The sequence below is a fragment of the Acinetobacter sp. YH12137 genome (assembly GCF_013418535.1).
Lineage (GTDB): Bacteria > Pseudomonadota > Gammaproteobacteria > Pseudomonadales > Moraxellaceae > Acinetobacter.
The window spans coordinates 1-8,789 of sequence record NZ_VPBW01000060.1; the positions used below are offsets into that span (position 1 = coordinate 1).

Annotated in this window: 5 protein-coding genes; 2 read left to right on the forward strand and 3 right to left on the reverse strand. The window is 44.2% G+C overall.

Annotation, left to right across the window (positions count from 1 at the left end; all coding sequences use genetic code 11):
- A partial coding sequence (locus FTU72_RS15590) for an IS30 family transposase (RefSeq protein ID WP_180016882.1) occupies positions 1 to 221 on the forward strand: 221 nt, incomplete at its 5' end.
- A 94-nt stretch (positions 222 to 315) separates the two neighbouring features.
- Here the strand turns inward: FTU72_RS15590 and metH are convergent.
- Positions 316 to 4,002, reverse strand: coding sequence for a methionine synthase (gene metH, locus FTU72_RS15595; RefSeq protein WP_180053094.1), 3,687 nt, complete (start codon positions 4,000 to 4,002; stop codon positions 316 to 318).
- Positions 4,003 to 4,518: 516 nt separating this feature from the next.
- Here metH and FTU72_RS15600 point away from each other — a divergent pair.
- Complete coding sequence (locus FTU72_RS15600; protein ID WP_180053095.1) at positions 4,519 to 6,138, forward strand: inorganic phosphate transporter; 1,620 nt, start codon at positions 4,519 to 4,521, stop codon at positions 6,136 to 6,138.
- A 368-nt stretch (positions 6,139 to 6,506) separates the two neighbouring features.
- On the opposite strand, the gene FTU72_RS15605 is transcribed toward FTU72_RS15600, so the two are convergent.
- Entirely contained in the window at positions 6,507 to 8,051 is a 1,545-nt protein-coding gene (locus FTU72_RS15605) for a hypothetical protein (protein ID WP_180053096.1), read from the reverse strand.
- Between the two features lie 167 nt (positions 8,052 to 8,218).
- The gene (locus FTU72_RS15610) at positions 8,219 to 8,737 is read right to left on the reverse strand and encodes an ABC transporter substrate-binding protein (RefSeq protein WP_257218524.1); all 519 of its coding nucleotides are present in this window, start codon (positions 8,735 to 8,737) and stop codon (positions 8,219 to 8,221) included.
- Positions 8,738 to 8,789 lie beyond the last annotated feature (52 nt).

Consider the following 8,789-nt stretch of genomic DNA (forward strand, 5'->3'; position numbering starts at 1 on the left):
ATTTTGCTGATCCTTACAAGTCTATTCAGCGAGCTAGAAATGAAAATACGAATGGTTTAATCCGTCAATATCTGCCAAAATCATCATCGTTTGATGGCGTGTCAAACGAACAAATAGAGCAGATAGAGTTTGCACTCAACCATCGTCCTAGAAAAACACTAGGTTGGTATACACCGAGTGAAGTTATGGCTGGTTTTTATACTGTTGCACTTGCCGCTTGAATCCGCCAAACAAAAAATCCCCTCACTCGAGGGAATTTTTTATATTCGATAAGAATGGATTCTTCCCCCTTTATCAAAGGGGGATCGAGGGGGATTAAACCACTGAATCATTCAGATTCGGCGCTAACCAGCGTTTCGCTTCATCCAAGGTCCAGCCTTTACGTTTCGCATAATCTTCCAGCTGATCGCCAGAGATTTTGCCCACATTAAAGTATTCAGTTTCAGGATTCGCATAGTAGAAACCGCTCACTGATGAAGGTGGCCACATTGCAAAGCTAGAAGTCAGGTAAGTACCCATCTTCTCAGTAGTACCTAACCAGTCAAACAATGGTGCTTTTTCAGAATGTTCTGGACAAGCAGGGTAGCCCGGCGCAGGACGGATGCCGATATACTTCTCTTTGATCAATTCATCATTGTCCAGAGTTTCGTCAGCCTGATAGCCCCAGAACTCCTTACGGATCCGCTGGTGCAGATGCTCTGCAAAGGCTTCGGCAAAACGGTCACCCAAGGCTTGAACCATAATTGCATTATAGTCATCACCTTTGGCTTTATATTCCTGAGACAGCTCTTCCGCACCGAAAATCGAAACGGTAAAGCCACCCAAGTAATCCTGAGCCACATCTTTAGGCGCAATAAAGTCAGCCAATGAGTAGTTAGCCTTACCGGTTACTTTGTCAGACTGCTGACGCAAGTGCTCGAATGTATGTGTGATATTGCCAGCTTCATCAGTCACCGCAACCGTATCTGAACCGGTACGATTCGCAGGGTAGATACTGAAAGTTGCACGCGCATCGAAACGTTTATTTTCAATGATGTCTTTCAACATCGCCTGTGCTTGTGCATACAGGTCACGTGCGGCTTCACCCACGACTTCATCTTCAAGGATTTTCGGGAATTTGCCCGCAAGACTCCAAGAAATAAAGAACGGTGTCCAGTCAAAGTATTCCACCAAGGTTTCTAAAGGATAGTTGGTGAAAGTTTGTGAACCGATGAAGTTTGGTTTAAATGGTGCATTCTTATCGAAGTCGATTTTAAAACCATTTTCAACCGATTCAGCATAAGACAGTTTCGCTGCTTTCGGCTGCTTGTTGGCAAGACGGATACGAATTTTTTCATAATCCGCTGCATAGTCTGCTGCCAGTTTTGGCTTCATTTCGGCAGAAAGCAATTGAGTCGCCACACCTACAGCACGAGAAGCATCAGCCGTGTAGTACACGCCATCATTCTGGTATTGCGGAGCAATCTTCACTGCAGTATGCGCTTTAGAAGTCGTTGCGCCACCAATCATCAATGGAATGTTAAAACCTTTACGCTGCATTTCTTTGGCAACGAAAACCATTTCATCTAGAGAAGGAGTGATCAGACCAGACAAACCGATGATATCTACTTTTTCGTCAATCGCAGTTTGCAGAATCTTTTCACATGGCACCATGACACCAAGATCGACCACGTCATAACCGTTACAGCCCAGTACCACGCCTACGATATTCTTACCGATGTCATGCACGTCGCCTTTTACGGTCGCCATGAGGATTTTACCTTTGGCTTCACCTTGGGTTTTTTCCGCTTCGATGTACGGGTTCAGCCATGCCACAGCTTGTTTCATGACACGTGCAGATTTCACCACCTGTGGCAGGAACATTTTACCAGCACCGAACAAGTCACCAACGACGTTCATACCCGCCATCAATGGGCCTTCGATTACGTCGAGTGGACGAACAGCTTTCAGGCGAGCTTCTTCAGTATCCTGGTCGATGTAAGTGGTAATACCTTTAACCAGTGCATATTCAAGACGCTTTTCAACGCTTTCATTACGCCATTCAAGGTTTTCTTCCGCTTTTTGTGCACCACCTTGACCACGGTATTTTTCAGCTATTTCCAGCAATTTTTCAGTTGCTTCATTACCGCTTTCACCCTGATTACGGTTCAGAATTACATCTTCAACCGCATCTTTCAGGTCTTTGTCGATGTCATCGTAAATTGCTAGCTGACCAGCATTCACAATACCCATGGTTAAACCTTGCTGAATACCGTAGTACAGGAATACCGCATGGATCGCTTCACGTACCGGCTCATTACCACGGAATGAGAACGATACGTTGGAGATACCACCAGAAATCATCGCATTTGGCAGGTTCTGTTTAATCCAGCCAGTGGCTTCGATGAAATCTACAGCATAATTGTTGTGTTCTTCGATACCGGTTGCAACAGCGAATACGTTCGGGTCAAAGATAATGTCTTCAGACGGGAAGCCAACTTCATTCACCAGCACGTCATAAGAACGCTTACAGATTTGTTTTTTACGTTCAGCTGTATCTGCCTGACCATTCTCATCGAATGCCATCACAATCACCGCTGCACCGTACTGACGGCAGAGGCGGGCACGTTCTACAAACTCGTCATAACCTTCTTTCAGGGAAATCGAGTTAACAACCGCTTTACCTTGCACGCATTTCAGACCAGCTTCAATGATTTCCCATTTTGATGAGTCAATCATGATTGGCACACGAGAAATATCAGGTTCAGATGCCACCAGATTCAGGAAGTGCACCATCGCACCTTCTGAATCGAGCATGCCTTCATCCATGTTGATGTCGATGATCTGTGCACCGGCTTCAACCTGTTGACGGGCAACATCTAGTGCTTCAGCGAAGTTTTCTTCTTTGATCAGACGCAGGAATTTTTTCGAACCGGTCACGTTGGTACGTTCACCGACGTTCACGAACAATGAATCTTTGGTGATGTTAAATGGCTCTAAACCACTGAGGCGACATGCTGGTTCAATTTCAGGGACCTGACGCGGAGCAATACCCTCAACTGCTTGAGCAATCGCGCGGATGTGATCGGGAGTGGTACCACAACAACCACCGGTGATGTTGATTAGACCACTTTCAGCAAATTCTTTAATGAAAGCTGCAGTTTCTTCTGGAGTTTCATCATAACCACCGAAGGCATTTGGCAAGCCGGCATTAGGATGCGCAGACACAAAAGTATCCGCCACATCAGACACAGTTTTTACGTGTGGACGCATTGCATCTGCACCCAGTGCACAGTTGAAACCAATCGAGATCGGTTCTGCATGACGCATTGAGTTCCAGAACGCTTCCGCAGTTTGGCCCGTTAATGTACGGCCAGATGCATCAGTAATCGTACCTGAGATCATGATTGGCAATTCAGTGCCCAGTTCTTTAAACACTTCTTTCACTGCAAAGATGGCAGCTTTGGCATTTAAAGTATCGAATACGGTTTCGATCAGGATGATATCAACACCACCTTCAATCAAGGCCTTGGTTGATTCGATGTAATTCACTTTCAATTCGTCAAAAGTGATATTACGGAAGGCAGGGTCATTTACATTTGGAGAAATAGAAGTGGTTCGTGATGTCGGCCCAATCACACCTGCCACAAAACGTGGTTTTTCCGGGGTTGAGTATTTTGCACAGGCTTCTTTAGCCAGACGCGCTGCTTCACGGTTGATCTCAGGAACCAGATCTTCCATGTGATAATCAGACATTGAAACACGAGTACCATTAAAGGTATTGGTTTCAATAATATCGGCACCAGCTTCAAGATACGCTTCGTGAATGCCTTGAATAATCTGTGGCTGAGTCAGCACAAGTAAGTCGTTATTGCCTTTAAGGTCGTATGCCCAATCAGCAAAACGCTCACCACGATAATCGGCTTCTTCCAATTTATGGCGTTGGATCATGGTACCCATCGCACCATCGATAATTAAAATTCTCTTGGCAAGAAGTTCTTTTAGGGTGGCAAGTGTGGACATTCAAACTTTCTCAGTAAGCATCAAAAACGGCAATAATCTTAACAGATTAGTGCGCAGTTTTCTGTAGTGCTTATACAGAATGCTGGATATGCTTGATATGAAAATTTGATAAAGAAACTCAAGCCGGTATAGAAAGCTGAAAACAGATGGAAATCTGGAAATTAAAGTTTTTGATAAAAGGGTACGACTGGAAAATAAAATATAAGCAGCTTTCATCAGAGTGTCATATTACAAAGCTAATCTTTAGCCAAATATGACAGGCTCGCAAATATGACAGCCGGGTAGGAATGATCAGATATATTGCAAAACATGAATAAAGCCGGACGATTCAAGTGTTTTTCTTTTAATAAGTGTTTGATTGTATTTATATATTTTTAAAATTCAGAGCATGTGGTTACAGGATAAACGGCAACGAGAAAGTCTAAAAAACTGGTTTATATGACAGCACTTTGTCATATAATTGTCACAATTTAACTGAACAATATGGGGATTCTTGAATCCTCTATTCCTGCTTGCATGAATTCTAATCAAACTCCCTTAGGTTCAGCACAACAGTCGCCTTCTGATAAGCCGGCCAATGTTCATGTGCCCACACCGAAATTTTTTATGCCGGTGTTTCTGACTCTAATTATCTCCACGCTGATCTATATCGGCTTCCAATTGACTTCAGATTTAGCTCATGTCCCACCGATCGGTCTGTATTCAATGCTTCTTTTAGGCACGGCGTTATTCATTGCGCTGGGCTTCGAATTCGTCAACGGTTTCCACGACACGGCCAATGCGGTTGCGACCGTGATTTATACCAATGCATTGTCTGCACCGGTTGCAGTCATGTGGGCAGGTTTTTGTAATTTCCTTGGGGTAATGGTGGCCAGTGGTGCTGTTGCATATGGGATCATTGCATTATTGCCTGTCGAGCTGATTATGAATGTCGGCACAGGTGCCGGTTTCGCTATGGTTTTTGCCATGCTGATTGCCGCGATTCTCTGGAATTTGGGTACCTGGTTCCTTGGCATTCCCGCTTCCAGTTCACATACCCTGATCGGTTCGATTCTGGGGGTAGGTATCATGAACTACCTGTTGAATTCAGGTGGTGGTGCTTCTGGTGTGGATATGGAACAGGTGCTGAAAGTTGGTAAAGCATTGCTGTTTTCACCTCTGATCGGTTTTGCTTTTGCTGGGGTACTATTCCTGTTAGTGAAAAAGATCTTCAGAAAGCAACTTGAACTGTTTAAGCCACCTGAAGGCAATAAGCCACCACCACCGCTGATTCGTGCCATTCTGATCTTTACCTGTACAGGTGTGAGCTTCGCGCATGGTTCAAATGACGGTCAAAAAGGTATGGGTCTGATCATGCTGATCCTGATCGGTTGTGTACCTTTGGCATATTCATTAAACAAAAATCTGGATGCAGCACATATCCAGTCTTTTGGTCAGTTGTCTGCGCAAACGGCTGATGCGATTTATCCGCAGCATGAAGATATTCCGGACGAAAAAGCACGTGCCATCATCACGACCTACATTCAAACCAAAGAATTGAATGCTGAGGTTGTTCCTGCACTGGCAAGCCTGACAGATCATTTGGGGGATAAAGTCGGTAGCTACAGCAATATTAAAGATGTCCCAGAAACACAAGTTTCAGAATTCCGTAACGACATGTACCTGAGCACCACAGCATTTAAACGTCTGGACAAAGCAGAAGCTTTACCGGCAATGAGCGAGGCTCAGGAAAAAACCGTTGATGAGTATCGAGACAACTTGGATTCATTCCTGCAATACATTCCGACCTGGGTGAAAGTGGCAACAGCCTTGGCATTGGGTTTAGGTACCATGGTGGGTTGGAAACGAATTGTCGTAACTGTCGGTGAGCGGATCGGTAAAGAGCACATGACTTATGGTCAGGGGATGTCTGCCGAACTGGTAGCCATGTCTACGATCGCTGCTGCTGATGGCTTTGGTATGCCAGTATCTACCACTCATGTCCTGAACTCTGCAGTTGCAGGTACCATGGTGGCGAACAAGTCGGGCCTAAACTTTAAAATGGTCAAATCAATTCTGTCTGCCTGGATATTTACACTGCCAGCAACGATCTGTTTATCAGGTGGTTTGTACTGGATTCTTCTGAAAGTTTTCTAAGAAGATTCGATGTAAAAAACGCTGCTTAGGCAGCGTTTTTTTATGGGTGATTTTTATATTTCCTTGTGGAAGATAGGAGTACTCCTCTTCTGCAAGAGATGAGGGATTTAAATAAAAGATGACCCCTCCCTAACCCTCACTTGCGCTGCGCTTTAAAAGCAGTGCTTTAAAGCTTGCTCAGGAGAGGGAATCTTCTTGAAGATCCAAAAGAAGTATTAATTTCACAAAGAAAACACCCTCTCCCTATGGGATGAGTAACATTGCTACGCAAGGGGGTGAGGGTAAAGTAAAAATACTTTTTCACTAACCCATATTTGAGTATTACCTTAAAACTTGCTCTGGAGAGAGATCTATCTATTTAAGAAGAATTACTTCTTCAACTTCTTACCCAATAATCCCTTTGGTAATTTATCCGTTGCAAAACCATACAGCGCAGCAAAAGGCAGAGCAGTACGTGCCAGATAAGCCACACGCCATAAACCGCCATGATTTGCGCCTGACATCATCAACTCAAGTGGATGGTTGAGTTGTATATCAGGATTGGCCACAGATTCAGGATTACGTAGGTCGTGAATCCACAATGCCGCCATAATCGCATTGGTGGTTTCAGGAGCGAATGCTTCTACATCAAATAGGCTGGCACCGTTAAATGCAGCTTTCAGCAGTGGATTCTTGGTCACAGAATAAGTCGTTGTTGAAGGAGCGATATTGATGCTCACTTGCTGCCCGTTAGCACGTGCCAATGTTGCACGCCATTGCTGGATGCGTTTAGCCAGTGCATAGTTCGGACCTTGCTCAATGACCAGACAGTCACAAACACCATAAGACTTATCGCCAACCTTAAACAGATCCTGCTTATTTTTCTGGAAAAAATGCTTGCGTGAAATCAGTGAAATGCCTTTGGTTAAAGTACTTTCCAATTTCGACAACTGCTGGTATTTGCTTTGTGAAGCCTGAACGACTTCTTCTGGAACTGCATATACATCCGTCGGGGTGCACATATACATCAGGCTGGTATTGGCTTTCTGCTTGCTAACATATTTCATAATGGCATCCATCGCCATAGAAACACGTACGTGCTTTTCACCATCCAGATAGGCAATTGCCGCCAAGTCTAAATCCTGTTCAAACTGAATCAGCCATTGAGCAATTTCAGGAATCTGGGTGAGCAGGTTGGCACCGAGTTTTTCTTTTAAAACTTCCAGTGAAGTATCAGCAGGAAGCGCTTCAACTGATGGTGCATATAAAGTGGCGTTGCCTTGACTTACTGTATCTAAAATCTTGCCCCAGACACGAGTATTCGGCAGGTCAATCGCGACAATATTGGCTTTCCATTTCGACAACCAGGTTAGTGGACCTGCTTCAGAAGCGGCTCCAAATAGAACAGTGGTACGATCGGATAGGTCAAACCATTCCGGATGGGCAATACATTCACGCAGTGCATTGGCATGACTCGGTTCGACGATACCATGCTCTTCCCAAGACTGGATCTGATCCAGTAATGCTTGTCCTTGCAGTTTTTTGCCATGATAGGGCACATACCATTCTGGGGCTTTTTCAGACTGGCCTTTCAGCTGGAAAGTATTCAGGTTCTGCGCAGGCAGAGACATCACATCTTTCAGTAGATGCTTCTGGCCATCACGATAAAATTCAAAGCTGGCATGTGCAGTTTCCAGACCTTGCTTGGCAATACTCAGTGCTGCACCCGCAGAGCGTAATCCATCTTCAACCAGATGTTTAAAGTGCAGCGGATATTGCTTACGCCAGTTTTTTTCCTGCTGTGCTGCAGTAGCATGTACAGGATCAACTGCGCCTAAGGCTTCAGAAATAATGTTACGGCCGATTTTCGATGTGCTTGGTTTTTGTTGTGAAGCAGAAATGGGAAATTGAAGACCGTCTAGGGAAGTGGACATGCAAAATATCTCGCAACTTACAGCAATTAATATACAGATGTATACATTATCGCTGCTAAGTTGCTTCCTGGGTTGGCATTAAATTCCAGTCTTGGGTCTTAATTTATTACTAGATGTTTCAAATAAAAAGGAAGCTTGAAGCTTCCTTTTTAGTAATGGGTTAAAAATTAATTCGCTGTGCCTTTAATGAGTTCTTCCAGCATGAAAGCGGTATTGTCCAAACCTGCACCAGTGATGTACCAGGCATCAGCATTCACATAGATCACTTTTTTCTCTGCCAAGGCTTTGGCATTTTTTAGGGCAAGGTGTTTCTGAATATTATCCTGAGCGGTATATTTCTGGGTATTCACTGCACCACGATCCAGGATAATGATGTAATCCGGATTCTTCTCAACGGCTGCTGTAATACGCTGAACATTTTTCTCCGCTGCTTTCAATGCTTCCGGAGAGCCGGCTTCTGGACGGGGTGCATTAGACTGTTCAGATGGATCCAAGACTGGTTTAAAACCTGCTAATTCATAAACAAAGCCAAAACGGTCATTTTCTGCATGTGGCATAAAGTTTTCACCAACCGCAAACAACATCAGTGCAGTTTTGTCTTCAGTTTGCTTTTTAACCCGAATCGCGGATAAAAAATTGACTTGAAAAATAAGAGGACTAGAGCCATCAGTTGAGTTACCACACAAAACTTAAAACTCTAGTCCCGATGTTTAATAGTACCGAATTATTTTGCGTAAT

Bases quoted from the DNA above. Each gene is read 5' to 3' on its own strand.
- metH (WP_180053094.1), bottom strand. From the start codon at position 4,002: ATGTCCACACTTGCCACCCTAAAAGAACTTCTTGCCAAGAGAATTTTA.
- FTU72_RS15600 (WP_180053095.1), top strand. From the start codon at position 4,519: ATGAATTCTAATCAAACTCCCTTAGGTTCAGCACAACAGTCGCCTTCT.
- FTU72_RS15605 (WP_180053096.1), bottom strand. From the start codon at position 8,051: ATGTCCACTTCCCTAGACGGTCTTCAATTTCCCATTTCTGCTTCACAA.